General features: G+C 47.5%; 25 protein-coding genes. 8 read left to right on the forward strand and 17 right to left on the reverse strand.

Annotated features, from left to right (window positions below; genetic code table 11):
- Nucleotides 1-34: 34 nt before the first annotated feature.
- The 8 genes from fusA to fkpA form a co-directional block, all read right to left on the reverse strand.
- Nucleotides 35-2,134, reverse strand: a complete 2,100-nt coding sequence (gene fusA / locus A8140_RS14475; RefSeq protein WP_005532212.1) for an elongation factor G — start codon at nucleotides 2,132-2,134, stop codon at nucleotides 35-37.
- A 138-nt stretch (nucleotides 2,135-2,272) separates the two neighbouring features.
- A complete protein-coding gene (gene rpsG / locus A8140_RS14480; protein WP_005438390.1) occupies nucleotides 2,273-2,743 on the reverse strand; it encodes a 30S ribosomal protein S7 in 471 nt (156 codons plus the stop codon).
- 100 nt (nucleotides 2,744-2,843) lie between these two features.
- Complete coding sequence (gene rpsL / locus A8140_RS14485; protein ID WP_004399892.1) at nucleotides 2,844-3,218, reverse strand: 30S ribosomal protein S12; 375 nt, start codon at nucleotides 3,216-3,218, stop codon at nucleotides 2,844-2,846.
- A 178-nt stretch (nucleotides 3,219-3,396) separates the two neighbouring features.
- The gene (gene tusB / locus A8140_RS14490) at nucleotides 3,397-3,672 is read right to left on the reverse strand and encodes a sulfurtransferase complex subunit TusB (protein ID WP_005532210.1); all 276 of its coding nucleotides are present in this window, start codon (nucleotides 3,670-3,672) and stop codon (nucleotides 3,397-3,399) included.
- 7 nt (nucleotides 3,673-3,679) lie between these two features.
- Complete coding sequence (tusC, locus tag A8140_RS14495) at nucleotides 3,680-4,036, reverse strand: sulfurtransferase complex subunit TusC (RefSeq protein ID WP_005532207.1); 357 nt, start codon at nucleotides 4,034-4,036, stop codon at nucleotides 3,680-3,682.
- Nucleotides 4,033-4,428, reverse strand: a complete 396-nt coding sequence (gene tusD / locus A8140_RS14500; protein ID WP_005532205.1) for a sulfurtransferase complex subunit TusD — start codon at nucleotides 4,426-4,428, stop codon at nucleotides 4,033-4,035. Before tusD ends, tusC begins: the two co-directional genes overlap by 4 nt.
- 2 nt (nucleotides 4,429-4,430) lie before the next feature.
- Entirely contained in the window at nucleotides 4,431-5,147 is a 717-nt protein-coding gene (locus tag A8140_RS14505) for a helix-turn-helix transcriptional regulator (RefSeq protein ID WP_005438378.1), read from the reverse strand.
- A gap of 144 nt (nucleotides 5,148-5,291) precedes the next feature.
- The gene (gene fkpA, locus A8140_RS14510; RefSeq protein WP_005532203.1) at nucleotides 5,292-6,074 is read right to left on the reverse strand and encodes an FKBP-type peptidyl-prolyl cis-trans isomerase; all 783 of its coding nucleotides are present in this window, start codon (nucleotides 6,072-6,074) and stop codon (nucleotides 5,292-5,294) included.
- A gap of 128 nt (nucleotides 6,075-6,202) precedes the next feature.
- Here fkpA and A8140_RS14515 point away from each other — a divergent pair, with 128 nt between their 5' ends.
- Both A8140_RS14515 and A8140_RS14520 read left to right on the forward strand, forming a co-directional pair.
- The gene (locus A8140_RS14515) at nucleotides 6,203-7,189 is read left to right on the forward strand and encodes a WD40 repeat domain-containing protein (protein WP_005532201.1); all 987 of its coding nucleotides are present in this window, start codon (nucleotides 6,203-6,205) and stop codon (nucleotides 7,187-7,189) included.
- Entirely contained in the window at nucleotides 7,186-7,413 is a 228-nt protein-coding gene (locus A8140_RS14520) for a SlyX family protein (RefSeq protein ID WP_005451463.1), read from the forward strand. The genes A8140_RS14515 and A8140_RS14520 overlap by 4 nt, the downstream gene beginning before the upstream one ends.
- Nucleotides 7,414-7,506: 93 nt before the next feature.
- Here the strand turns inward: A8140_RS14520 and A8140_RS14525 are convergent, their stop codons facing one another.
- The 5 genes from A8140_RS14525 to kefG form a co-directional block, all read right to left on the reverse strand.
- A complete protein-coding gene (locus A8140_RS14525) occupies nucleotides 7,507-8,448 on the reverse strand; it encodes an isoaspartyl peptidase/L-asparaginase family protein (RefSeq protein ID WP_005532200.1) in 942 nt (313 codons plus the stop codon).
- 130 nt (nucleotides 8,449-8,578) lie between these two features.
- Complete coding sequence (gene slyD, locus A8140_RS14535) at nucleotides 8,579-9,118, reverse strand: peptidylprolyl isomerase (protein WP_005532197.1); 540 nt, start codon at nucleotides 9,116-9,118, stop codon at nucleotides 8,579-8,581.
- Between the two features lie 88 nt (nucleotides 9,119-9,206).
- Nucleotides 9,207-9,407: a YheV family putative zinc ribbon protein gene (locus A8140_RS14540; RefSeq protein WP_005432753.1), complete on the reverse strand. Its 201-nt coding sequence runs from the start codon at nucleotides 9,405-9,407 to the stop codon at nucleotides 9,207-9,209.
- Between the two features lie 35 nt (nucleotides 9,408-9,442).
- Complete coding sequence (gene kefB, locus A8140_RS14545; protein ID WP_005532194.1) at nucleotides 9,443-11,239, reverse strand: glutathione-regulated potassium-efflux system protein KefB; 1,797 nt, start codon at nucleotides 11,237-11,239, stop codon at nucleotides 9,443-9,445.
- Entirely contained in the window at nucleotides 11,223-11,810 is a 588-nt protein-coding gene (gene kefG, locus A8140_RS14550; RefSeq protein WP_038862919.1) for a glutathione-regulated potassium-efflux system ancillary protein KefG, read from the reverse strand. Before kefG ends, kefB begins: the two co-directional genes overlap by 17 nt.
- A gap of 177 nt (nucleotides 11,811-11,987) precedes the next feature.
- Between kefG and A8140_RS14555 the strand changes: the two genes are divergently transcribed.
- The 6 genes from A8140_RS14555 (at nucleotide 11,988) to crp (ending at nucleotide 17,640) form a co-directional block, all read left to right on the forward strand.
- Nucleotides 11,988-13,907, forward strand: coding sequence for an ABC transporter ATP-binding protein (locus tag A8140_RS14555; protein ID WP_005532192.1), 1,920 nt, complete (start codon nucleotides 11,988-11,990; stop codon nucleotides 13,905-13,907).
- Nucleotides 13,904-14,383 (forward strand): TIGR02444 family protein, encoded by a 480-nt coding sequence (locus A8140_RS14560; protein ID WP_005432772.1) that lies wholly within the window; start codon nucleotides 13,904-13,906, stop codon nucleotides 14,381-14,383. Before A8140_RS14555 ends, A8140_RS14560 begins: the two co-directional genes overlap by 4 nt.
- A 100-nt stretch (nucleotides 14,384-14,483) precedes the next feature.
- The gene (locus A8140_RS14565; RefSeq protein ID WP_005532191.1) at nucleotides 14,484-15,491 is read left to right on the forward strand and encodes a hydrolase; all 1,008 of its coding nucleotides are present in this window, start codon (nucleotides 14,484-14,486) and stop codon (nucleotides 15,489-15,491) included.
- Between the two features lie 70 nt (nucleotides 15,492-15,561).
- Entirely contained in the window at nucleotides 15,562-15,774 is a 213-nt protein-coding gene (locus tag A8140_RS14570; RefSeq protein WP_005432763.1) for a YheU family protein, read from the forward strand.
- 124 nt (nucleotides 15,775-15,898) lie between these two features.
- Complete coding sequence (locus A8140_RS14575) at nucleotides 15,899-16,768, forward strand: phosphoribulokinase (RefSeq protein WP_005432770.1); 870 nt, start codon at nucleotides 15,899-15,901, stop codon at nucleotides 16,766-16,768.
- A 239-nt stretch (nucleotides 16,769-17,007) separates the two neighbouring features.
- The gene (crp, locus tag A8140_RS14580) at nucleotides 17,008-17,640 is read left to right on the forward strand and encodes a cAMP-activated global transcriptional regulator CRP (protein WP_005381432.1); all 633 of its coding nucleotides are present in this window, start codon (nucleotides 17,008-17,010) and stop codon (nucleotides 17,638-17,640) included.
- Between the two features lie 204 nt (nucleotides 17,641-17,844).
- Here the strand turns inward: crp and A8140_RS14585 are convergent, their stop codons facing one another.
- From A8140_RS14585 to A8140_RS14600, 4 genes are all read right to left on the reverse strand, one after another.
- The gene (locus tag A8140_RS14585; protein ID WP_005432774.1) at nucleotides 17,845-18,636 is read right to left on the reverse strand and encodes a DUF1338 domain-containing protein; all 792 of its coding nucleotides are present in this window, start codon (nucleotides 18,634-18,636) and stop codon (nucleotides 17,845-17,847) included.
- 264 nt (nucleotides 18,637-18,900) lie between these two features.
- Complete coding sequence (gene astD / locus A8140_RS14590) at nucleotides 18,901-20,358, reverse strand: succinylglutamate-semialdehyde dehydrogenase (RefSeq protein WP_005532187.1); 1,458 nt, start codon at nucleotides 20,356-20,358, stop codon at nucleotides 18,901-18,903.
- 28 nt (nucleotides 20,359-20,386) lie between these two features.
- Nucleotides 20,387-21,406: an arginine N-succinyltransferase gene (astA, locus tag A8140_RS14595; RefSeq protein WP_005532186.1), complete on the reverse strand. Its 1,020-nt coding sequence runs from the start codon at nucleotides 21,404-21,406 to the stop codon at nucleotides 20,387-20,389.
- Between the two features lie 108 nt (nucleotides 21,407-21,514).
- Nucleotides 21,515-22,726 (reverse strand): aspartate aminotransferase family protein, encoded by a 1,212-nt coding sequence (locus tag A8140_RS14600; protein WP_005532184.1) that lies wholly within the window; start codon nucleotides 22,724-22,726, stop codon nucleotides 21,515-21,517.
- Nucleotides 22,727-22,880 lie beyond the last annotated feature (154 nt).

Here is a 22,880-nt window from a genome sequence, read left to right on the forward strand (position 1 = left end):
AAGCTGGACTTTTTTTCAGCTCAAAGCGTTTTAATTAGTAACCACGGTCTGCAATGATTTTATCTGCGAAGTTTTTCGGTACTTCAGCGTACTCGTTAAACTCCATAGAGTAAGACGCACGGCCTTGAGTTGCAGAACGTAGGTCCGTTGCGTAACCAAACATCTCAGATAGTGGTACTTGAGCGCGGATGATCTTAATACCAGCCACACCATCGTCCATACCTTCGATCATACCGCGACGGCGGTTAAGGTCACCAACAACATCACCCATCCAATCTTCAGGAGTAGTTACTTCAACATTCATCATTGGCTCAAGAAGAACAGGCTGTGCTTCTAATGAACCCTTCTTGAATGCCATCGAGCCAGCGATCTTAAACGCCATCTCGTTAGAGTCAACATCGTGGTAAGAACCATCAAACAACGTTGCTTTAATATCTAGTACAGGATAACCCGCTAGAACACCGCTGTTCATTTGCTCTTCGATACCTTTCGCTACCGAGCTGATGTATTCCTTAGGAACCACACCACCCACAATTTCGTCAACAAAGACAAAACCTTCGCCAGGTTCAGATGGCTCCAGTTTGATCCATACGTGACCATACTGACCACGACCACCAGATTGACGTACAAATTTACCTTCAACTTCCGCGTTGCCACGGATTGTTTCACGGTACGCAACCTGAGGTTTACCAACATTACAGTCAACGCTGAATTCACGTTTCATACGATCAACGATGATATCTAGGTGAAGCTCACCCATACCAGAGATCAGTGTCTGACCTGTTTCGTCGTCCGTTTCTACGCGGAATGATGGATCTTCTGCCGCTAGTTTACCTAGTGCAATACCCATCTTCTCTTGATCGGCAACAGAGCGAGGCTCTACCGCGATCTGAATTACCGGATCAGGGAACTCCATACGTTCCAGAATCACTTTGTGGTTCTGGTCACATAGCGTATCGCCTGTTGTCACGTCCTTAAGGCCGATTGCTGCTGCAATATCGCCCGCGCGAACTTCTTTAATTTCGTCACGCTTGTTTGAGTGCATCTGTACGATACGACCAAAGCGTTCTTTCTTTTGCTTCACAGAGTTGTAGACTGCGTCGCCAGAGTTCACCACACCAGAGTAAACACGCATAAAGGTCAGCGTGCCTACGAATGGGTCAGTTGCGATCTTGAATGCTAATGCTGAGAACGGTTCGTTGTCATCTGCATGACGCTCAACTTCTTTCTCGTTGTCATCCACACCTTTAATCGCTGGAACGTCGATTGGTGATGGCAAGAATTCAACCACTGCATCGAGTACCGCTTGAACACCTTTGTTCTTGAACGCGCTACCACAAGTGGCCAGTACGATTTCGTTATTTAGTGTGCGTGTACGCAGTGCTTGCTTGATTTCAGCTTCCGTTAGTTCGCCTTCTTCAAGATATTTGTCCATTAGCTCTTCGCTAGCTTCTGCCGCTGACTCAACTAGGTTGTTGTGCCACTCTTCAGCAAGCTCTTGCATGTCTGCAGGAATCTCTTCGTAAGTGAAGGTTGTACCTTGGTCAGCTTCACTCCAGTTGATCATCTTCATCTTGATTAGGTCGATAACACCCTTGAAATCATCTTCTGCACCAACGTTAAGTTGGATAGGAACAGGGTTCGCACCAAGACGGTTTTTGATTTGATCAACAACGCGTAGGAAGTCAGCACCTGCACGGTCCATCTTGTTAACAAATACCATACGAGGAACGTGGTACTTGTCAGCTTGACGCCATACAGTTTCAGATTGAGGTTCAACACCCGATGAACCACAGAACACAACAACGGCACCATCAAGTACGCGCAGTGAACGCTCTACTTCGATCGTGAAATCAACGTGTCCAGGAGTATCGATAATGTTGATGCGGTGGTCTTGGAATTGTGCATCCATACCACGCCAGAAAGTAGTGGTTGCCGCAGAGGTGATTGTGATACCACGCTCTTGCTCCTGCTCCATCCAGTCCATGGTAGCAGCGCCATCGTGAACCTCACCGATTTTATGAGAAAGACCAGTGTAGAACAGAATACGTTCACTTGTGGTTGTTTTACCTGCGTCTACGTGAGCGACGATACCAATATTACGGTAGCGCTCAATAGGAGTTTTGCGAGCCACGATTGAATCCTCTTAACTTAGAGATAGGGACTATTGCTATAACTAAAAAATGCTATCCCCTAGATATAGCAATAGTTCCTAGCATAGGCATAGGAACTAAAGAAGTGCTGCAAGGAACCTTGCAGCACTGAAAAGGTATTACCAACGGTAATGAGCGAACGCTTTGTTTGCGTCAGCCATGCGGTGAACGTCTTCACGTTTCTTAACCGCAGTACCTTTGTTCTCAGACGCGTCTAGCATTTCAGCAGCTAGGCGTTGAGCCATAGATTTTTCACCACGCTTACGCGCAGCTTCAACCAACCAACGCATAGCAAGTGCGTTACGGCGAACCGGACGTACTTCTACAGGTACTTGGTAAGTTGAACCACCTACACGGCGAGACTTAACTTCTACCGCTGGGCGAACATTTTCAAGAGCTTCTTCAAAAATAGCTAAGTGGTCTTTACCAGACTTTTCAGCCATAGAATCTAGTGCAGTGTAAACGATTTTTTCTGCAGTAGATTTTTTACCGTCAACCATTAGGATGTTAACGAATTTTGCCAGCAGTTCAGATTTGAACTTTGGATCTGGAAGGATCTTACGCTGACCAATGACGCGACGACGTGGCATGGATTTTCTCCGTTGTCTTCTTCAGGTTTTATCCAAAACTTTTCAGTTTTTTCAAAAAATTAAAAATAATTTAGTGTTTGGCCTTACTTAACGGAATCCATTAAGACTTAGGACGCTTCACACCGTACTTAGAACGACCTTGTTTACGGTCGTTAACGCCAGCACAGTCAAGTGCACCGCGAACAGTGTGGTAACGTACACCCGGAAGGTCTTTTACACGACCGCCACGGATTAGTACAACACTGTGCTCTTGAAGGTTGTGACCTTCACCGCCGATGTACGATGTAACTTCGAAGCCGTTTGTCAGACGTACACGACAAACTTTACGAAGTGCTGAGTTAGGTTTTTTAGGTGTAGTAGTGTAAACACGAGTACATACACCACGTTTTTGTGGGCACGCTTCTAGTGCAGGCACGTTGCTTTTAACAACTTGCTTTGCACGTGGCTTACGTACCAACTGGTTAATAGTTGCCATTAACTAGCTCCTGATTTACTTGAAAGTAAGCTTTGTGAAAAATCTATCCCTAAAAGCGGTTGGCAGTTAGGGACGCAAAATTCTATGCAGCAGTGAGAGGTGTGTCAAGAAATATACGGATCTTTTTTGTTCAATTAGGGTAATTAATCCGTAAAGCTCAATCGACAGGAAAGATGGGTTAATCCCAAGTCAGAGATTTGGCTTGTTTTGCTGTTAGTTCAACAAAGCCAGTATAGCCAACCACTTCAATAGATGGGCTGATACGATTGCTCATGCCACGGGCTTCAATATCGCTTTGCAGCGCAAACACTGATGGACCTTTTACCTTGCTAAACGCCTTATGCTGAGGGTTCGCAGCGTACACGGAATCTTCAATCAACAAGACATCATCTTGCTCACTGTACAGTGCCATTGCATCGTCTAATGCAGCTACGGATTTGATGATAAGTAACATGGCTTCCTCAGAATGACAGCAGTTTGCCCGCTTGTTGCAGTTTAACTTTTAGTTGCTCAGTTTTTAGAGCCTCTGCATCAATGACTAGATCAGCTTGAGCCAAACCACGCTCGGCAAGCGAATCCGCACAAACAAACACTTGCTCAATGTCGTACAAGTCGAACAGTTTGAGCATTGGTGCGTAGTCTTTGCTTAAGATGCCATTAGGCTCTTGCCCAAGCAGTAATTGGTAAACACCATCACCAACAAATAGGACGGTGATGTCCTCACAGTACGCAGATGCCGCTAGCAGCGCATCCACACCTTCACGTCCTGCATTGCTACCATGCGGAGCACTACGAAATAGGTAAGTTAGCTGACTCAAAACTGCACCACTCTATCTTGGGTTAACATGGCTTCGGCTAAGCTTCCCAAACCGGCTTGCTCGAATCCTGTAGCTAGGTTGTTCTGCTCAAGACCATGTTGATTCGCTTCATCTTCGCTGACGATGCCGCGACGTAAAGCTGCTGCAACGCAGGTTTCCAAACGAATATCGTGTTGCTGTGCGAGTGATTGCCAAGCTTTGGTTAGGTCAAACTCGTCGTTGGCAGGCACGCTCAAAGCCGTACCATTAGTGACGCCATCTTGGTAAAAGAACACACTCACCAGAGTATGCCCTTGTTCAATTACCGCTTGTGCGAATTGATATGCGCTGCGTGCCGATTGACTGCCGTAAACCGGACCATTCACGACCAGTGTGTAAGTTAGTCCACTCACGCTTATTCGTCCTCAGTTTTACGCTGACGAATGTATAGGTAAACGGTGTGTTTAGAGATGTTCAGGCGATCTGCGACGCGGTTGATAGCGTCTTTGATATCGAAGATACCTTTGTCGTACAGCTCCATCACGATCTGACGGTTTTTGGTGTTATTCGATACCGATTTGTCAGCGTTGATCTCTTCAATCGTGCGCTCAACCGTTTGGTCTACGAGTTCTTCAACATCACTTGCGAAGTTAACGGATGACGCCGCTTCTTTCGCTTCTTGCGTTGGCATGAAAGATTGCAGCACTTGAGAGAAAGGCGCATCAAGGTTGACGTTGATACAAAGCAAACCAATCACGCGGTTTTCGCCGTTACGAATAGCAACGGTGATCGACTTCATTAATACGCCGCCTTTGGCGCGGGTGAAGTACGAACGTGAGAAGTTACGCTCAGAACCTTCGATGTCTTTCAGCATCTTAAGTGCTAAGTCAGTGATAGGAGAGCCTACCTGACGACCGGTGTTCTCACCATTAGCGATTTTGATTGCAGAGGTATTGAGGTCTTCCAGTGAGTGAAGAACGATCTCACAGAACGGACCAATAAGACTGGCAATGCCGTCAACGACCGCTTCGTAAGATCTCAAGATGATTTTATCGTGCTCGGTAAATGGCATCACGTTGACAGATTCCATTTCGAGCAACATTTCCGCATTTATTGTTTCTGTAGTTGTCATAAGCCTTCGAGCGAAAAATCAACAAATTGGTGTAAGTTTATCAGAAAATTTGAAAGGCAACCTAGCAAACTCACCAACTAGTGACCTAGAACAAAAAAGGCCCGTAAAACGGACCTTTTTTCATTGAGTTATCGCTAAGGATAATTATTGAGCAGCGTTGTCGCTCTCAATTTTTAGTAGCTCAACTTCGAATACTAGCGTTGAGTTAGCAGGGATGCTTGGTGTGTCTTGGTCACCGTATGCTAGCTCTGGCGGGATAACGAATTTGAACTTAGAACCTACAGGCATTAGCTGAACACCTTCAGTCCAACCTGGGATTACGCGGTTTAGTGGGAACGTTGCTGGTTCGCCACGATCGTAAGAACTGTCGAACTGAGTACCATCGATCAGAGTACCTTTGTAGTGTACTTGAACTGTGTCAGTATCTTTTGGCTTCTCACCTTCAGCTAGCGTTTCAACTTTGTATAGAAGACCAGATTCTGTCTTCACTACGCCTTCTTGCTTCTCGAATTCAGCACGGAAATCATCGCCAGCTTTCTTCGCTTCAGCCGCTTTCTCAGCCGCTTGCTTTTGCATTGTTTCAGCAACACGCTTGTCTAGAGATTCTAGAGCTGCACGAGTTTCTTCTTCGTTAAGCGCTGCGTTGCCTTTGAATACGTCTTCAATACCTTTAAGAACCAGGTCTTTGTTTAGGTCGATGCCAATCTCGCTTGGTTTTTCAATGCTAGTGCTTAGGTAGTTAGCAAATGAAACACCGATCGCGTAAGCCGCTTTGTCATCGTCTGTTTTAAAGTGAACTGCTTTACCAGTTTCTGCTTGAACTTGCTCTGCTTGAGGTGCTGCTTCTGGTTTTGTTTCTTCTTTTTGACAACCTACCGCTAGCATTACTGTTGCAGCAAGTAGCGACACTTTTAAAACTGATTTCATTAAATTCTCCCAATAATGGCTTAGCCACTGGTTGTTGTGCACAAATCTTCTATGAGACTAGTGAAGACAATCGTTATACCAATATACTAGCTATATGTCTTAAGACACAAACCGGATTATTAGATGTGATGCAAAGAATTTCTCATTTATTCCTATATTTAATTGTCATCACCACGTTAAATGGATGCTTTTTTACCGATCGCGATGTTCAACGTTGGTCACTCGAACCACAAGGTTCCACCAGCTTTGCGCTCAGCCGAGATGGTCGATTTGCGCTGCTGTACTCCAAAGAGCACCAATTGGTTCTTTGGGATTTGGAGCAAAACAAACAACTCGCAAAGCTGGGTGAACTCGATCAAGCTGCCAATGTGGTCTCCCATATTCGCATTTCGGACAATGGTCGTTATGCAGTCACAGCTAGCCAAATGAACTTCGCTGTGTGGGATCTCGGGTGGACTCAAGCCGAAGGACTTTGGTCTATCGATGACGCGCTGATTCGAGACGTTGATATCACCAGTAACGGTGAACAGGTGTTACTTGGACTGTCCAACGGTAAAGCAATTCACGTCAACTTAGTCACTGGTCGTCGGCTAGAGTTCCTTGCGCACCAAGAAAAAGTCAATTCTGTCGCTATCTCGCCCAACGGTCGCTTCGCTCTCACTGGTGGCAACGACTACAAAGCGTATCTGTGGGATACCGAAACCGGGCTAGTATTGCGTACCTTTGAACACGACCAGCGCGTTGTTCGAGTCGCCTTGCAGAGAGATGGAAAACTGGCCATGACCTCAGACGGTGGCAACCAAGCCATCATCTGGAATTTAGAGGCGGGTGAAGAAGTCACGCAACTGAGCAGTTGGTCTCGTCAGTTAATCTTCTCGACGGCGCGCTTCTCCGATGATGGCAACTGGTTAGTAACTGGCACACCTTCCGGTCGTGTGATGGTGTGGGATACCCAAACTGGCAAACGCGTCGATGGATTTGAAGTTGAGCCGAAAAAAGATACTCGCCCTCCTCGTGCGGTCGTGTATGATGCAGCCTTTGATTCCAAGCAACGTGTAATTACTGCCACTTCTGCGGGCATTGCCCAAGCTTGGCAGCTAGAGAACGGATCATGACAGATAAAATCATTCAGCAATTGGAAGCTCGTATTAATGACTTAGAATGTCAGCTTGCGTTCCAAGAACAGACTATTGAAGATCTGAACGGCGCCTTGTCGCAGCAGCAACTGCAAATTACCAAGATGCTCGATCAGATGAAATATGTGGTAGGTAAAGTGAAAAATATGGACTCGTCGAATTTAGCCGATCCATCGGAAGAAACACCACCACCGCATTATTAAAGTGCAGGTACAAATTGCATAAAGCCCAGAACGTGTTCTGGGCTTTGTTGTATTGGCGACTTCAAAATGCAGCTTAGGAATGAGGGGACGAAATTATTCGTCTGCGTAGATTTTCATGCTCAACTCACCTTGCGTATTGATGCCAGCTCGGTACATGCCAGAACTGTTCATCGCAAAGTGCAGCTCACCTTTAGCATCAATCGCAATCAAACCACCTTCGCCGCCCATTGCTTTTAAATCACCCTGAATAATGTGTTCGCACGCCGTGTGTACGTCTTCTTGCAAATAACGCATGCGTGCTGCAACGTCTTCGGCAGCACGTTTACGAATAAAGAACTCACCAACACCCGTAGTGGAAACCGCAACAACACCATTCTCTGCCACCGTGCCGCACCCAATCAGAGCGGAGTCTCCCACTCGACCGTATTTCTTGTTGGTCACACCGCCAGTGCTGGTTGCTGCCGCTAAGTTACCGTGTTGGTCCAATGCCACAGCGCCGACAGTACCGTGTTTACGATCATCAGGGTAACGAGACTCGGAAAGAGCAAACATGCCTTTCTCACGCATAGAAATCAGTTGTTCATAGCGACGATCAGTGAAGAAGTAATCTTGCTCGGTGTACTCATAGCCTTGTTCGAAAGCAAACTTTTCTGCGCCCTCGCCCATCAACAATACATGGTTACTGTTTCGCATTACGTCACGAGCGAGCTCAATTGGGTTTCTGATATGACGAACCCCAGCGACTGCTCCTGCAGCTTGGTGTCGACCATCCATCACAGAAGCGTCCATTTCGACCATCTCGTTATGGGTCAGCACAGAGCCTTTACCCGCATTAAAGTTGGGAGAGTCTTCCAACACTTTCACCGCCACCACGACCGCATCTAAGGCTTCACCGCCTGTTGCTAGGATTTGATGCCCCGCTTTTACCGCAGCTTCTAAATCCGCCAAGATGGATTGTTGCAGTTCATCACTCATCTGTTCACGCAAGATAGTGCCTGCACCGCCATGAATGGCAATCGAGAAAGTTTTCGTCATCGCTTTGTCCAACTGTTATTCCTTGTATGGTTGGCACTACACCCCAGATAAACAAAAAGCGCAAGTTGAAACCTCAACTTGCGCTTTTTAAAGCTTTGCTAGATAGCGTTATCTAGTGAAGAGCGTGCGATTAGTGAGAACCGCAACCGCCGCCGCCACAACATTCGTGGTCGTCAGCTTTTTCTTCGCCGCCACAACAGCCACCACCTTGGTGGATGTGACCGTGTTCGATCTCTTCAGCTGTCGCTTCACGAGTAGCCATAACTTCTACTTCGAAAGTTAGTGTTTGGCCAGCTAGCATGTGGTTACCGTCTACAACAACTTCGTCGCCGTCTACTTCAGTTACTTCTACAGGGATTGGACCTTGGTCAGTATCTGCTAGGAAACGCATGCCAACTTCGATTTGGTCAACGCCTTGGAATACGTCTGCAGGAACACGTTGCACTAGTGCATCGTTGTGGTCGCCGTACGCATCTTCAGGAGCTACTGTTACTGAGAACTTGTCGCCAGCCACTTTACCTTCTAGTTCTTTCTCAAGACCAGTGATTAGGTTGTTGTGACCGTGAAGGTAATCAAGAGGTGCTTCAGAAGTTGATTGATCAACAACAACACCGTCTTCCAACATTACTTTGTATGCAAGGCTTGCAACAACGTTCTTTTCAATTTTCATACTAACTCCAGGGAGATTAATTGACCTAACCAGAATGGGGTTAAGTACCGAGACGATAGTATTATGGGGATCAATTAACGAAGTTCAATTACTCAGGCTTAAAAATCCCGATCATTTCTTGTTCTGAGTGTTTATTTTTTTCTACAGATTGCGGTTTACGCTGCTCGGTATAATCGCAGTCGACACACTCAACCAGCTCAATGTTGTTATCAATCCACCAGCGTAGAGTATCTTGCTGACTGCATTGCGGGCAGCTTGCACCCGCGATAAAACGTTTCTTGGCTTTCACTTTTGTTCCTTTTCCCGCTTGATACTGTGCGGGTACTACTTCCAATGATTTGGCGACTGTTGGTCGCTTTCCATTTCACGACCGAAGATTTCTTCTAGTTCTTTACGTGCTTCTTTCGAGCGTTGAGCAAGTTCTTTGTCCTCATTGTGCTGAGGCAATAAGTCTTTGAGCATAGCATTATCTAGCTTGCGAAAATGTGCTTCTGCCCGCTTTGCTTGATACGGGTGCATGCCTAATTCTACGAGCGCTTGGCGACCTAGATCTAAAGCACCCAAAAAGGTTTCACGCGAGTAATTCTGCACGCCGTGGTTCATTAACTGGTAGGCTTCTACGCGGCTGCGAGCACGGGCAAGGATCTTCAATTTCGGAAAGTGCGCACGACAAATGTCGACAATCGCCATAACCTCATCTGGTGAATCCGTACAGATCACTAAAGCTTCTGCTTTATCTGCCCCCGCGGCACGTAACAAATCAATCTGAGTCGCATCACCATAAAACACCTTATAACCGTATTTACGCAGCAAGTGGATTTGGCTCGCGTCACTTTCTAGTACTGTTACTTTGATCTTATTGGCGTACATCAAGCGGCCGACAATCTGACCAAAACGACCAAAGCCCGCGATGATCACTCGTGGTCGACGATCCACCACATTGGTCGTGACGCTCTCTTCTTCTTGGTTCAGCGTGTGCGCAAACCACTTCTTCTGCCCCATGAGCAACAGCGGCGTGGTCACCATCGACAAGCTCACCACCACCAACAAGAAAGCAACTTGTTCTTTGGTTAAGATACCTTCTTGGCTTGCCGCGGTGAAAATCACAAACGCAAACTCACCACCTTGGCTCAAAATCGCTGCCATACGACTGCGCGACTTAGCACGAACTCGGGCAGTGCGAGCCAAGACATACAGAACTAAACCTTTGACTACAACAAGGGCAATCACGGCACTAATAATCGCAAACGGTTGAAGTGCTAATAAGCCCAAGTTCACTGCCATACCCACAGCAATAAAGAACAAGCCAAGCAGCAAACCTTTAAACGGTTCAATCGCGATTTCTAGTTCATGACGGTATTCACTTTCTGCCAGTAACACACCCGCTAAGAAAGTACCGAGTGCCATCGACAACCCCAGCTTTTGCATCGCAACAGAAATGCCAAGTACGACTAAGAGGGCAGCAACGGTGAAGAGTTCTCGCACGCCACTCATCACCACAAAACGGAACAGAGGACGCAAGAGGAAATGACCGCCAACTAATAACGCAGCCACACTGCCTAACACCCAAATAGCATCTAACCAATCACCGCCGCTTTGACCACCAGCGAGTAATGGCAACATGGCGAGCATCGGGATGACGGCAATATCTTGGAACAGCAACACAGCGAAACCAGATTGTCCGGTTTCCGTGCCGGCTTGCCCCTGCTCTTCGATCACTTTTAGTGCAATCGCGGTGGACGAGAGAGCCAAACCCATACCGATCACTAAGCTCACTTGCATGCTCAACCCAAACAGGCTGACAATGCTGCCTATCACCGCCGTGGTAACAATAACTTGGGCGCCACCCAGACCGAGGATGGGTCCGCGCATCTGCCATAACTTTTTAGGGTTCAGTTCCAAACCAATTAAGAACAGCAGCAACACCACCCCAAGTTCGGCGAAATGCAGAATCGCGTCCACATCGCTGATCAACCCCAGCCCCCAAGGGCCAATTAGAACACCTGCAATCAGGTAGCCAAGCACAGACCCCAGACCCAGCCGCTGGGCAATCGGCACCGCAATAACGGCAGCAGAAAGGAATACCACACTACTTTGAAGAAACTCACTGGTTATCGCCATGTTGACCTCCTTGCTCATCCCAATCTCTCAGGGGGTTGTTCAGCCATTGACGATATTGTTCAGCATGCTGATAACGTTCGATATCCGATACATTGCGCGACCAGTACAGCACTAAAGGTTCAATCCAATGCATCTGACACAAAGCCGCGGTCAGTTCGAACGGCTGGAGGATTTGTTCCAACGGGTATTTGTTGTACCCCATCGGGCTGAACGCATCCTCTTTACCGCCAGTAGTGATTACACTGCGCCAGTACTTACCCGCTAATGCGCTACCATCACCAAATGCAAAGCCTTTGCCCAACACACGGTCCATCCACTCTTTCAACAGTGCGGGACAGGAATACATATAGAGAGGATGATGAAAAACAATCACATCGTGCGTCATCAGCAGATCGTGTTCGTAGTTCACATCAATAAAGAAATCAGGGTACGCGCCATAAAGATCGTGCACGGTGACATGACCCAGTGATTCGATTTTTTTAATCATCACTTGGTTGGCAATGGAGTTTTGCGGTTCTGGGTGAGCATAAATAACCAGAACCCTCGGAGGAATGGGCGTAGCAACAGCCAAATGGTCGTCCTTGTGTTGATTTCTCAGGGAAAATTATCGTTATCAGCTTGTTATACTTTTTTGTATAGCATAATGCAATTAAAGCGCAGAGATCGACTTTTCCCGCCAATACCCCTACTATTCACCGCGAGATCAACGACCAAGAAACGCGCACTGCGCAAAGTGAATTAAAACTCTATGATTACCTTCTCTGATATTCAGTTACTGCGTGGCGGTAAACCTCTTTTAGACCAAGCATCTGCAACCATTCATCCGGGTGACAAAGTGGGTCTGGTTGGTAAAAACGGCTGTGGTAAATCAACTCTGTTTGCCCTACTAAAAGATGAACTGTCGATTGATGCAGGCTCATTTAGCCAACCTCAACATTGGGAATTGGCTTGGGTTGCACAGGAAACGCCAGCACTCGACCGTAGTGCACTGGAATACGTGATTGATGGTGATCGTGAGTTCCGCGATCTTGAAGCTCAACTGGCTGTCGCCGAAGAGAAAGACAACGGCACCTTAGTTGCGGAGATCCACGGCAAGATTGAAACCATTGGCGGTTACAGCATTCGCGCACGTGCTGCCGAGCTGCTTGATGGTCTGGGCTTTAGCCAAGAGCAAATGAGCTGGAACCTAACTCAGTTCTCGGGTGGTTGGCGTATGCGCCTTAACTTGGCTCAAGCGCTATTGTGTCGTTCTGATCTACTGTTACTCGACGAACCAACCAACCACTTGGATTTGGACGCGGTAATGTGGCTAGAGCGCTGGCTACAAAACTACCCTGGTACGCTGATTCTGATCTCGCACGACCGTGACTTCTTGGACCCGATCGTTGGTCGCATCATTCACATCGAGAACCAGCAGTTGAACGAATACACGGGTAACTACTCGTCATTCGAAAACCAACGCGCACAAAAGATGGTGCTGCAACAGGCGATGTTCGAGAAGCAACAGAAACAGATGTCGCACATGCAAAGCTACATTGACCGCTTCCGTTACAAAGCATCAAAAGCGCGCCAAGCACAAAGCCGTATTAAAGCGCTGGAGCGTATGGAGAAGGTACTGCCAGCGCAGTTCGATAACCCATTTAGTTTCCAGTTCCGCGATCCTGCAGCGCTACCAAACCCAATCATGATGATGGATGAAGTATCAGCAGGCTACGGTGACAACCTGATCCTAGAGAAGATCCGCCTTAACCTAGTGCCGGGTAGCCGTATTGGCCTACTTGGTCGTAACGGCGCAGGTAAATCAACCTTGATCAAACTGCTGTCTGGTGAGCTCAAAGCACAAGGCGGCGATCTGACTTACTCGCAAGGCGTGAAGATCGGTTACTTCGCTCAGCACCAACTAGAAACACTGCACCCAGAAGAAACACCGCTTCAGCACATGATGCAAATCGCGCCGGATCAAACCGAGCAGCAACTACGTGATTACCTAGGTAGCTTTGGTTTCCAAGGTGATAAAGCGCTTGAGAAAGTTGCACCGTTTTCTGGTGGTGAGAAAGCACGTTTGGTATTGGCATTAATTGTGTGGCAGAAACCGAACCTGTTGCTACTCGATGAACCGACCAACCACTTGGATTTGGACATGCGCCAAGCATTGACCATGGCACTGCAAACATTCGAAGGTGCCATGGTGATTGTTTCGCACGACCGCTACCTATTGCGTGCAACCACAGATGATTTGTACCTTGTGTACGATCGCCAAGTCGCACCATTCGACGGTGACTTGAACGATTACTACAAGTGGTTGACCGAGCAACAAAAAGCCGAGCGTAAAGAAGCACAAGCAGCTCAGCCAGTGAAAGATAACGCCAACAGTGCAGCGGCAAAAAAAGAGCAAAAGCGACGCGAAGCAGAATTTCGTAAACAGACCGCACCAATTCGCAAAACGCTGACACAGTTGGAAAACAAAATGGATAAGTTAGGCGAAGCACTGACGAAAGCAGAAGAACAGTTATCGGATAACTCTCTGTATGAAGCCGAAAACAAAGCTAAACTTAACGAAGTGTTGGCGCTTCAAGCTTCTAGCAAAGCAGATCTTGAAGAAGTAGAAATGGAATGGATGTCTGCCCAAGAAACACTTGAGCAGATGGAACTAGAGTTTAATCAATGACAAACGAGCACGCAGAATACACTCTTACCCTAGAACACCTTTGGCAGTTCAGTCTGCAATTTTATGGTGTGCGAGAAGTGAAGGAAGCGTGCCTATCATTGCAAAATAACTATCACGGTAACGTGAACCTATTACTGCTGCTCAGATGGCTCGATGAGCAGCAGGTAATTTTCCAAGAGCAAGACTGGCACTTGGTGCAAGGCTGTCTTGGTCGAAGTGAAACCCTGCTCCACTCTTACCGTGAACTTCGTCGCCACCTCAAATCACAAGTTAATGACGCGCTTTATCGCGAAGCATTACAGTTCGAATTGCAGCTCGAAAAACAGCAACAGTCCGACCTAGTCGACTGCGTCAACTCACTCAAATTAGTCAAGAATGACGGCGAACCACTGACGCTGAGATACTGTCGCCAGTTGGGTGGTGAACATTTACAACAGGCATTCTCCATGCCAGTTCCAAACATTCAATATCCATAAATCAGTCATAAACCAGTAAAATATCTATACTAAAGCTATAAAGGATTATATTAATAAGTTCTTCGGCGAACATTGAAGGACCATACAAGAGCAGTTAGGTATGACACAATTTTTCGCAGCCGCCGGGATTAAGAACCCGCATCTCCAGACGCTATTGCCGCGCTTTATCCGCAAAAAAGCGTTATTTACGCCTGTTTGGCAAACACTCGATACACCGGATGGTGACTTCCTTGATTTGGCCTGGTCACAGCAGCCAGGTTCTGAAGCCGCTCACATCAAACCAATCTTCGTCCTCTTTCATGGCTTGGAAGGCTGCTTCTATAGCCCGTATGCGAATGGTTTGATGAATGCCTTCTCTAAATCGGGTTGGCTGTCAGTGATGATGCACTTTCGTGGGTGCAGCGGTAAGCCAAACAAAAAAGCCCGCGCTTATCACTCCGGCGAAGTAACGGATGCTCGCTTCTTTCTTGAGCAGCTCAATCAGCAATTCCCTAACAACCCTAAAGTTGCGGTCGGTATTTCCCTTGGCGGTAACATGTTGGCGAACTACTTGGCTGAGTACAAAAACGATCCCATCTTAAGTGCCGCGACCATTGTCTCTGCACCACTGAACTTGGCAGCATGCGCAAATCGTATTGAGCAAGGCTTCTCGAAAGTTTACCGACGCTATTTGCTCTCCTCACTCAAACGCAATGCGTTACAGAAGCACGATTTGATCCACGGAGAGTTAGCCCTGTCGTACAACTCGATCAAACGCGTCACTCGCTTGTATGAGTTTGATGACTTGATCACCGCGCCTCTGCATGGCTTTAAGGACGCGCAAGATTATTACGATCAATGTTCAGGCTTAAGCAAGCTGCAGCAGATCACCTTGCCAACCTTGATCATCCACGCCAAAGACGATCCCTTTATGACCGAAGAAGTGATCCCGAAATTCGTATTGCCAGACAACATCGATTACCGACTTTACGAACATGGTGGTCACGTAGGCTTCCTAACAGGTAGCGCATTAAAGCCGAAGTTCTGGTTAGAAGAAGCCCTGCCGGCTTACTATGAAAGTATCGCTGCGGAGTACCTTTCTGCTGTATCCGTGCCGCGAACACAGTAAACTACTTAGGCGCACCAGACATCAACAACCTAAGAGGCGCGCTTAAACATCATAAAAGTTTGAGGTATTTATGATCATTCCATGGCAAGACATTGCGCCAGAGACACTAGAAAACCTGATCCGCGAATTCGTTCTTCGTGAAGGCACCGACTACGGCTCAGTTGAAGTTTCACTGCAGAGTAAAATCGATCAGGTCAAATCCCAATTAGAGAAAGGCGAAGCGGTCATCGTATTTTCTGAGCTTCATGAAACGGTTGATATCCAACTAAAAGCAAAGTTTTAGACCCTTCACATTTTACCGTATCCCACTCGATGACAAGGGCTTGTTACGTGCTATAGTGGGTTATCGACCGTGCAGCATACGCGTGCTGCACTTTACAGGTAAGTAATTTTCGACAAGGTTTGTCATGTCAGCGAAACACCCAATCATTGCGGTTACTGGTTCGTCCGGTGCCGGTACTACCACCACTTCTGAAGCCTTCCGCAAGATGTTCAATATGATGAACGTCAAACCAGCGTGGGTTGAAGGTGACAGCTTCCACCGTTTTACACGTCCAGAGATGGATGTCGAAATCCGTAAAGCGCGTGAGCAAGGCAAACACATTAGCTACTTTGGGCCACAAGCCAATGACTTTCCGGGCCTAGAAGAGTTCTTTCGTCAGTTTGGTGAAGATGGCACCGGCAGCGTGCGCCGCTATCTGCACACTTTTGATGAAGCCGTTCCATACAACCAAATGCCGGGCACCTTTACACCTTGGCAAGATCTGCCTGAAAACAGCGATGTACTGTTCTACGAAGGTTTACACGGTGGCGTGGTGGATGGCGATGTTAATGTGGCGCGTCACGTTGACTTTCTGATTGGCATGGTGCCAATCGTGAACTTGGAATGGATTCAAAAGTTCGTTCGTGACACGCGCGATCGTGGCCACTCAAGAGAAGCGGTAATGGATTCGATCGTGCGCTCGATGGACGATTATCTGAACTACATTACCCCGCAATTTTCCCGCACACATATCAACTTCCAGCGTGTACCGACCGTTGATACTTCCAACCCACTTAACGCCAAAGGCATCCCTAGTTTGGATGAAAGCTTCGTGGTGATCCGCCTACGCGGTATCAAGAATGTCGACTTCCCGTATTTGCTGGCGATGATTGATGGCTCATTCATGTCTCGCCATAACACCATTGTGGTTCCAGGCGGTAAGATGAGCTTTGCAATGGAGCTCATAGTGAGGCCGATCCTGCAGCAACTCATCGAAACTGGGAAAATTGGCTAAAAACCTCGTTAATTGAGTGTTTACTTTTCATACCGTGATCATGTGCACAGTTTTGCTTACAAAATCTCAATCATGGCACGATTAAAATCAAGAAATCGTTTCCGAAAAAGGATACTATTTCTAACCGAAACACAAGAGAGCTTGCAGCATATAAAAAGTGCTCTTATCCTAGTAAGCCCATTCAGGCTTAGCTAAAATATGGATAGCGCAAGCGTACCCTGCAGAGGAAGTGAGATATTATGGTTCTAGGTAAACCTCAAACCGACCCAACATTAGAGTGGTTTCTTTCACACTGTCATATTCATAAGTACCCATCAAAGAGCACGCTAATTCACGCGGGCGAAAAAGCAGAGACTTTGTACTACATCGTTAAAGGTTCTGTTGCGGTTCTTATCAAAGACGAAGAAGGTAAGGAAATGATCCTTTCTTACCTAAACCAAGGCGACTTCATTGGTGAGCTTGGTCTATTCGAAGAAGACCAAGAGCGTACAGCTTGGGTTCGCGCTAAATCTCCTTGTGAAGTGGCAGAGATTTCTTTCAAGAAATTCCGTCAACTTATCCAAGTTAACCCAGACATCCTAATGCGCCTTTCTGCGCAAATGGCTCGTCGTCTACAAGTTACTAGCCAAAAAGTGGGTGACCTAGCGTTCCTAGACGTAACTGGTCGTATCGCTCAGACTCTTCTGAACCTTGCTAAACAGCCAGATGCGATGACGCACCCAGACGGCATGCAAATCAAGATCACTCGTCAAGAGATCGGTCAAATTGTTGGCTGTTCTCGTGAGACAGTAGGCCGTATCTTGAAGATGCTAGAAGAGCAGAACCTAATTTCTGCGCACGGTAAAACTATCGTTGTTTACGGGACTCGTTAATCTCGATTAACGTTTAAAAAATTTAAAAGCCACCAAATGTAAGTTTGGTGGCTTTTTTGTTTTTAAGAGACGAGAATCGGGAACACTGCGTTCCGAAATCGGACTTCGTCCTTCGGGATTAAGCCCTCTAAGGTTCTGAGAGTAAAAACCTCCCGAAGCAAAGCGTTCCCGCATCTCCAGTGCGTAGCACGTTCTCGATTCTTTCTACCCGTTAGTACTCTCGAAGATCTTATCTGCCGATGCAGCCACAAATCCTGGGTACAACTCACCGTTATCCATTGGGTAGCGCTTAGCAAACTCGTAGAAGCCTCCAGGAATCACCTCAACGCCTTCAGTAAAGGTCACTGGCACTTTGTCTGCCATGGTCGACGATTGCTCTAGTAGTACCTCTGGCGTGCCTTTTACTTCACCGCCATTCTCGTTGATGGTAAAGCCTACTGTGCGTAGGTGGTCGTTCACTTGCTTCACTTCTTCATGCTGATTGAGTTGATTCACACTCACTGTGAAGTGGTTCGCTCCGTAACCATGCGCTGCAAGCCAAGAAGCGTATTCACTCTCTTTCGCCAAAGTTTGGAAGTCAGCATAGCTTAGGTCCCACAAACGTCCGCCGTACAAGAAGTCACTGCCTGTCAGTTTAGAAGCATCAACCTGCTCTGCCAGTTTATGAACGATGGCTTGTAGCTCTGGTGAGCACTCATCCACTTTCAATTCACTGATGAAGACCTTTGGCTGCTTCGGATCTGGGTGCTCAAAATGTTTTGCCACCAGCTTTTTGCTTTCAAATACGTAGTCACCACAGGCTTTGTAACCCACCGCCAAGAATGGCTTCGCTAACGTTTCAATGCCTAGGGGAGCGACATTAAACGTACGTAGCGCAATATGGTCATTAATCAGAGGTTCATCTTCTTGAAGAAGTTGATGGACTTTAGCAGCGGAAGGGCACAGACGTTGAATGTAGTCTTGCCATAGCGATTCAAATAACACATCGGGCGTCATAACGACTCCTTGTTATGAAATGTAGAGTTAGGGGTAAGAAGAAGTTGACCGCTCGTTCACAGCCCGTGGGCTGTCCAGAATCACGAACGAGCGGTCATCAACCTGTGACGGTATGTGCAGCATAAGTGCCAGTCAGTCAACACACGCTGGAGAGTCTTAAGCTCGCCTTTGGCGTTTGCCAGCGCGCTTACCAGAATCCTAACTTGGTAAATAGCTCCGGCAGAGAGAAACGGCGATACTTTGTCACCGCTTCGTATTTCTCTATTACAGGCTTAAACCTGGGCTCAATGTGGCAGGCAAGACCGTCTCTTGTCCCTCCATTGATGCCATTGGGTACGCACAGTAGTCTGCTGCGTAGTAAGCACTTGGACGTAGGTTACCTGAGGCACCCGGACCACCAAATGGCGCATCACCACTTGCACCCGTTAACTGACGGTTGCGGTTCACGATGCCGGCACGAATGTGGTCCACGAAGTATTCCCACTCTTGGTCGTCGGTCGAAACCAGACCCGCAGATAAACCAAAGCGCGTATCGTTCGCCAGTTCTACCGCTTTCTCTAGCCCCTCGTAGCGTACTACTTGTAGAAGTGGACCGAAGTACTCTTCATCTGGCAATTCGGCAATGTTCGTCACATCGATGATGCCTGGAGAAACAAACGCCGCCTCGCCCGCTTTCGCTTCAATCAAGCTTTCGCCACCCAGTGATTGCAAGTTCGCTTGTGCATCGAGAATGAACTTGGCTGCCGCAAGCGAAATTTGCGGTCCCATGAATGGCGCAGGCTCTGCAAATGGTTGGTCTACACGAATATTGCGTGTCGCTTCCACCAACTTAGTAATGACTGCATCACCCTTGTCGCCAAATGGAATGTAAAGACGACGAGCACAAGTACAGCGTTGCCCTGCGCTGATGAAGGCAGATTGGATGATGGTGTAAACCGTTGCGTCTAGTTCGCCGTAGTTATCCGAGATAACCATCGGGTTGTTGCCACCCATTTCAAGCGCCAGCATCTTACCCGGCTGACCAGCAAATTGACGATGCAGAACATGACCTGTGTTCGCACTACCGGTGAACAGCACGCCATCAATGCCTTTCGCATCAGCCAGCGCAATGCCTGTCTCTTTCGCACCTTGGACTAAGTTAATCACACCTTTTGGTAGACCAACCTCTTCCCACAACTTCATAGCAAGTTCACCCGTCCATGGCGTTTGCTCAGACGGTTTGAAGACTACGGTATTACCTGCTAGCAGCGCTGGCACAATGTGGCCATTTGGTAAGTGACCAGGGAAGTTATAAGGACCAAACACCGCCATCACGCCTAATGGGCGATGACGCAATACAATTTGGTTGCCCGCGGCTTCACGTGTCGCTTCACCAGTACGGTCGTGGTAAGCACGAATAGAAATCGCAATTTTACCTGCCATCGCTGCCGCTTCGGTACGTGTTTCCCAGATTGGCTTGCCGGTTTCTTTGGCAATCACTTCAGCGATTTTTTCGCTGTTCTCTTTTACTTTCTCAGCAAAAGCCAATACGATCGCCTCACGCTCTGCAAATGGGCGCTTCTTCCAATCAACAAACGCTTCACGCGCCGCAGATACCGCTTGGTTAACCTGCTCTGCTGTTGCGCCGTTGCCTTGCCAGATAACTTCTTGGTTGTAAGGCGACAGAGACGTAAATGCTTCACCCTGACCTTGTACCCATTCACCTGCAATCCAATGTGTCATTGTTTCTATCCTTAAATTCTGTCGTCAGTTACTGCGGAAGAAGGCGAACAAAATCCCCTTCCTCAACCAAGAGTGCATCCGCCAATTCAGGTGCGAGCACTACGCTTTGCGTTTCCGCGTCATACGCCGCTTTTGCTGCTGCGGCACGGAAGTTCTCGAATGACGAGTTACACATCAAGAAGTCTTTTGTGCTGGTGTGCTCCGAGATTTTGACTTGCGCGCGGAATGAGTGGCGTACCGATTCGATATTGCGTAGGTCACACTCCACCGTTGGACCACCATCAAAAATGTCAACGTAGCCACGGTTGGTAAAGCCTTCACGCTCAAGCAGCTTCAATGCTGGACGCGTGTTATCGTGCACTTTGCCAATCACGGCTTGTGCCTCTGGGCTCAGTAGGTTGATGTAGATTGGCAACTTCGGCATCAAGTCGGCGATAAAGCCTTTCTTGCCGATACCAGTAAGGTAATCCGCAAGCGTAAAATCGATAGAGAAGAAATGCTCTTGAAGCCACTGCCAGAATGGTGAATTACCTTCCTCGTCTGAAACACCACGCATTTCAGCAAAGATGGTTTCCGAGAAACGTTCTGGGTGCTCTGCCATCATTAAGAAACGGCACTTGGACATCAGACGCCCGTTCAAGCCACCACGAAATTTCTCACGTAGGAACAAGGTACAGATTTCACTGTTACCCGTGTAGTTATTACCAAACGTCAGCAGTTTCACCACGTTGTTTACACCAAGCTTTGGTGACGAGTGCACCACTTTGCTGATGTGGTAAGAATAAAAAGGCACATCCCAGCCGATCGAAGCTTCAATACCTGTGGTACCTGCGACTTCACCAGTTTCAGATTCAAAGCCCACCATTAGGTAGCCTTCATCACCAGCTTCATTCACTTCAGGTTTGCCAAAACTGTATTCTGAGTGCTTGATTCGATTGGTTAACAGTTCTTCGTTAACCGGTAGAGATGTAAATCCATGACCTGACTCAACCGCACAGGTGTGCAGCGCGTCATAATCCGACATTGCGATAGGGCGAACTACTAGCATCAATACTCCCTCCAGATGCAAGAAGATCCTAACTATATTTTAGGAACAATACCCCCATCAGAGATCCTTGATGGGGGTTTCTAGGTTGACGATAAGCGGAGATCGCGCTTAAACCAGCGTAGCGATCGCTTTATCCAGCTTAGCCAAACCTTCTTCAATTTCTTGTTGTGTGATGACGAGTGATGGTGTGAAACGTACGACATTGGCACCCGCAACCAATACCATGAGACCTTGTTTACCTGCAGCAACCAGTACGTCACGCGCACGACCTTGCCACTCTTCATTCAGTGCTGCACCAAGCAGTAGACCTTTACCACGCACTTCAGAGAAGATGTTGTATTTCGCGTTAATCTTCTCCAGACCCTCACGGAACATCACTTCACGCTCTAGCACGCCAGCCAGTACTTCTGGTTTTGTTACTTCATCAACAACCGCTTCTGCAACCGCACACGCTAGTGGGTTACCGCCGTAAGTTGAACCGTGCGTGCCCACTTTCATGTGCTCAGCCAGTTTTGCCGTCGTTAGCATGGCACCGATAGGGAAACCGCCGCCCAGTGATTTCGCTGTGCTTAGAATGTCTGGCGTGATGCCTACACCTTGGTATGCGTAGAAGTGACCTGTACGGCCGTTACCAGTTTGCACTTCATCAAAGATCAGTAGTGCGTTGTGTTTGTCACACAGTTCACGAACCGCTTGAGCAAACTCAGGTGTTGGTGGAATGACGCCGCCCTCACCTTGCAGAGGCTCCATCATTACCGCACAAGTGCGATCAGACATATGTGCTTGTAGTGCTTCGATATCGTTGTAAGGAAGGTGTGTCACATCGCCTGGCTTAGGGCCGAAACCGTCTGAGTAAGCCGCTTGACCGCCTACCGTTACCGTGAAGAAAGTACGACCATGGAAACCTTGTTTGAATGCGATGATTTCAGATTTCTCAGTACCATGAACGTCTGCTGCGTAACGACGAGCTAGCTTTAGTGCCGCTTCGTTTGCTTCTGCGCCAGAGTTAGCGAAGAACACGCGCTCAGCAAAGCTGACTTCTGTTAGCTTCTTCGCCAATCGCAGTGCAGGCTCGTTAGTCATAACATTACTTAGGTGCCAAAGCTTGTTACCTTGCTCAGTCAATGCGTTCACCATAACTGGGTGACAATGGCCAAGACAGCTCACCGCAATACCACCAGCAAAGTCGATGTATTCATTTCCGTTCTGATCCCAAATACGTGAACCTTCACCTTTTACAGGGATCATTTCCATCGGGTTATAGCAAGGTACCATTACCTCATCGAATAAACCGCGCTCTACTTTGTTTTCCGTTGTCATTGCACATTCCTTATTGATACCGCATGCCTGGCAGATAAGCGAATTTAACCGGCACTCTTTGCCAGCAAATAATGTTTTGCATTTAAGCTATTACGGCATTGTATTTACATTTGATTAACCATTTCAATAGTGATTTATTCTTTTCGCATCCAAG

It is taken from the genome of Vibrio campbellii CAIM 519 = NBRC 15631 = ATCC 25920 (genome assembly GCF_002163755.1).
GTDB classification, from domain to species: domain Bacteria; phylum Pseudomonadota; class Gammaproteobacteria; order Enterobacterales; family Vibrionaceae; genus Vibrio; species Vibrio campbellii.

Bases quoted from the DNA above. Each gene is read 5' to 3' on its own strand.
- A8140_RS14565 (WP_005532191.1), top strand. From the start codon at position 14,484: ATGACACAATTTTTCGCAGCCGCCGGGATTAAGAACCCGCATCTCCAG.
- tusB (WP_005532210.1), bottom strand. From the start codon at position 3,672: ATGTTACTTATCATCAAATCCGTAGCTGCATTAGACGATGCAATGGCA.
- rpsG (WP_005438390.1), bottom strand. From the start codon at position 2,743: ATGCCACGTCGTCGCGTCATTGGTCAGCGTAAGATCCTTCCAGATCCA.
- astA (WP_005532186.1), bottom strand. From the start codon at position 21,406: ATGCTAGTAGTTCGCCCTATCGCAATGTCGGATTATGACGCGCTGCAC.
- A8140_RS14520 (WP_005451463.1), top strand. From the start codon at position 7,186: ATGACAGATAAAATCATTCAGCAATTGGAAGCTCGTATTAATGACTTA.
- slyD (WP_005532197.1), bottom strand. From the start codon at position 9,118: ATGAAAATTGAAAAGAACGTTGTTGCAAGCCTTGCATACAAAGTAATG.
- A8140_RS14600 (WP_005532184.1), bottom strand. From the start codon at position 22,726: ATGACAACGGAAAACAAAGTAGAGCGCGGTTTATTCGATGAGGTAATG.
- A8140_RS14585 (WP_005432774.1), bottom strand. From the start codon at position 18,636: ATGACGCCCGATGTGTTATTTGAATCGCTATGGCAAGACTACATTCAA.
- A8140_RS14505 (WP_005438378.1), bottom strand. From the start codon at position 5,147: ATGACAACTACAGAAACAATAAATGCGGAAATGTTGCTCGAAATGGAA.
- kefB (WP_005532194.1), bottom strand. From the start codon at position 11,239: ATGGCGATAACCAGTGAGTTTCTTCAAAGTAGTGTGGTATTCCTTTCT.
- A8140_RS14570 (WP_005432763.1), top strand. From the start codon at position 15,562: ATGATCATTCCATGGCAAGACATTGCGCCAGAGACACTAGAAAACCTG.
- A8140_RS14525 (WP_005532200.1), bottom strand. From the start codon at position 8,448: ATGACGAAAACTTTCTCGATTGCCATTCATGGCGGTGCAGGCACTATC.
- crp (WP_005381432.1), top strand. From the start codon at position 17,008: ATGGTTCTAGGTAAACCTCAAACCGACCCAACATTAGAGTGGTTTCTT.
- astD (WP_005532187.1), bottom strand. From the start codon at position 20,358: ATGACACATTGGATTGCAGGTGAATGGGTACAAGGTCAGGGTGAAGCA.
- A8140_RS14575 (WP_005432770.1), top strand. From the start codon at position 15,899: ATGTCAGCGAAACACCCAATCATTGCGGTTACTGGTTCGTCCGGTGCC.
- A8140_RS14515 (WP_005532201.1), top strand. From the start codon at position 6,203: ATGCAAAGAATTTCTCATTTATTCCTATATTTAATTGTCATCACCACG.
- rpsL (WP_004399892.1), bottom strand. From the start codon at position 3,218: ATGGCAACTATTAACCAGTTGGTACGTAAGCCACGTGCAAAGCAAGTT.
- fkpA (WP_005532203.1), bottom strand. From the start codon at position 6,074: ATGAAATCAGTTTTAAAAGTGTCGCTACTTGCTGCAACAGTAATGCTA.
- A8140_RS14560 (WP_005432772.1), top strand. From the start codon at position 13,904: ATGACAAACGAGCACGCAGAATACACTCTTACCCTAGAACACCTTTGG.
- A8140_RS14555 (WP_005532192.1), top strand. From the start codon at position 11,988: ATGATTACCTTCTCTGATATTCAGTTACTGCGTGGCGGTAAACCTCTT.